We start from the raw sequence: 638 nt of genomic DNA on the forward strand, positions 1-638 counted from the left end.
GAGGAGCTGATGCTGGCACGTGGCGTAGACGTTTCGTATGAGACGATCCGGCGCTGGAGCGTCAAGTTCGGCCCCCTGATCGCCCAGGTTCTGCGGCGACGGCAGCCGCGCCCCGGCGATGTCTGGCATCTGGACGAAGTCGTCGTGACGATCGCGGGCCGCTCACACTGGCTGTGGCGTGCCGTCGACCAACACGGCGTTGTTCTTGAGGAAATCCTTCAATCGAGGCGAGACAAGTGCGCGGCAAAGCGGCTTTTGGTCAAGCTGATGAAACGTTGGGGCTTCGTTCCCAAAAGGATCATTACGGACAAACTGCGCTCCTATGGTGCCGCCAAACGTGAGGTGGCTCCCGGCCTTGATCATTGGTCCCACAAGGGTCTCAATAACCGGGCAGAGAACAGCCACTTGCCTTTCCGAAAACGAGAGCGAGTAATGCAGGGCTTCCGATCGCCGGGTGGATTGCAGCGCTTCGTCTCCATGCAGTCCGTAACCCGTAATTCCTTCTCCGTGCCGGCCTGCCGTCGTTCCGCTCTCACCATCCGCTACCATCGGCTCGAAGCTTTCGAGGCGTGGAAATCCGCGGCACATGCCGCTTGATCAACGACCGGCATGCCAAATTGCAAACTCGGCGAGTTAAC

1 protein-coding gene is annotated in these 638 nt (G+C 59.7%); it reads left to right on the forward strand.

The genetic code is table 11. The features are described from left to right. Positions 1–597 (forward strand): IS6 family transposase (locus DT23_RS02815; protein ID WP_051697006.1); only part of this gene is annotated, 597 nt, incomplete at its 5' end. Positions 598–638 lie beyond the last annotated feature (41 nt).

This window comes from Thioclava indica, from assembly GCF_000714545.1.
Classification (GTDB): domain Bacteria; phylum Pseudomonadota; class Alphaproteobacteria; order Rhodobacterales; family Rhodobacteraceae; genus Thioclava; species Thioclava indica.